Origin of the sequence: Phocaeicola coprocola DSM 17136 (assembly GCF_000154845.1) — a bacterium.
Lineage (GTDB): Bacteria > Bacteroidota > Bacteroidia > Bacteroidales > Bacteroidaceae > Phocaeicola > Phocaeicola coprocola.
The window spans coordinates 20,220-21,558 of record NZ_DS981447.1 but is presented as its reverse complement, the minus strand read 5'-3'; the positions used below and the strand labels follow the sequence as shown (position 1 = coordinate 21,558).

The 1,339-nt window shown below is 44.0% G+C and carries 1 protein-coding gene and 1 pseudogene; both read left to right on the top strand.

Annotation, left to right across the window (positions count from 1 at the left end):
• Positions 1-469 (top strand): ISAs1 family transposase (locus BACCOP_RS02730; protein ID WP_007565926.1); only part of this gene is annotated, 469 nt, incomplete at its 5' end.
• A 594-nt stretch (positions 470-1,063) separates the two neighbouring features.
• Positions 1,064-1,339, top strand: a pseudogene (locus tag BACCOP_RS19480) (hypothetical protein); the annotation flags it as partial.

The following is a 1,339-nucleotide window of genomic DNA, read 5'->3' as shown; positions in this document are numbered from 1 at the left end:
GGAAGGCCCTTTTCTTGAACATGGCAGAATAGAGACCAGAGTATGCCGTATCTTTCGTGGAAATGACCTGATTACGGACAGGAAAAAGTGGAATGGAAATCTGACGGTTGTCGAAATACGGACTGCAACGGAGAGAAAATCTGATGGTCAGAAATCTTCCGAGAGGAGGTTCTATGTCTCCAGTTTTCACGGAAGTGCCAGGCGGCTGAGTACAATAGCCAGAATGCATTGGGCAATAGAAAGCATGCACTGGGACCTTGACCGCAACCTGAGGCAGGACTTCATCAGGCGGAATAGTGCAAGGTCCGCCAGAAACCTTGACACGATACAGAGGATAGTACTGGCAATACTTTCTATATGGAAAGGTAAAAGGAAAAAGCTCTCCGACAAGGCTAAGGGAACGGCCGAACTTATTAGAGAACTTTCTTTGGACTTTACCGCAATGATACATATGCTGGATCAAAAATGAGATAATTTGTAATTTCAGAGGATTCGTAACGTTTTGGGTATCAATCATAACAAAATCCCTACTTCCCATAAGAAGTGGGTGGGGGAATTATGTGCCTTTATCTAAGCTTAAATGAAAGAGCCGTGTTTACAACCATACCCTGATAACTCTGGAACAACGCTTAAAAATAAGAAACAGAATTACATAAAACGACTTACAATTTATACCAAAGTCCAAGAACCTATCAACAGACTACATATTCCGGAGCATACCCGTTCACTTTCCGGCAGCTTATTAGGGTATAAAACCATACCTTAAAAGCGTAATTTTTATCCGTTCATCCCCTAAAAGGATGAAAAAATGGATAACCAGACATTAAAATCTCAATTTTTCCGGAGCATATCCGTTCACCTCCGAGAATTGCAGGTTGTAGCACCCTTTTTCCGGAGCATACCCGTTCACTTTAGACGTATGCTTTCAGATTTTCCGGAGTATATCCGTTCAGCCGTGCATGGAATTGTGAGCGTATATCTTCGTTTCCGGAGCATATCCGTTCATTCTTTCCCCGGTTTCAGTTTCCTTTGTGCTGGTAAGCTAACAAGAAACAGCACAGTCATGGCAGGAACAACAAAGGATATGAGTCTGATAAAACAAGTACTCCAGCTCAAGCAGGCCGGAGAATCCAACCGCGGTGTAAGCCGCAAGTTACCGATTGACAAGGAAACCGTCAACGGTTATGTGAATACAGTAAAAGCCAACGGATGGAACATCAGCGACCTCCTTGAGATTGACGATCCCGAATTGGAACGGATGTTCCATGCTGGTTCTCCGGCATATACGGACAGGAAGATGGGAAGAGTTCCTGATCCTGCTACCCAGAGTACAGGGAAC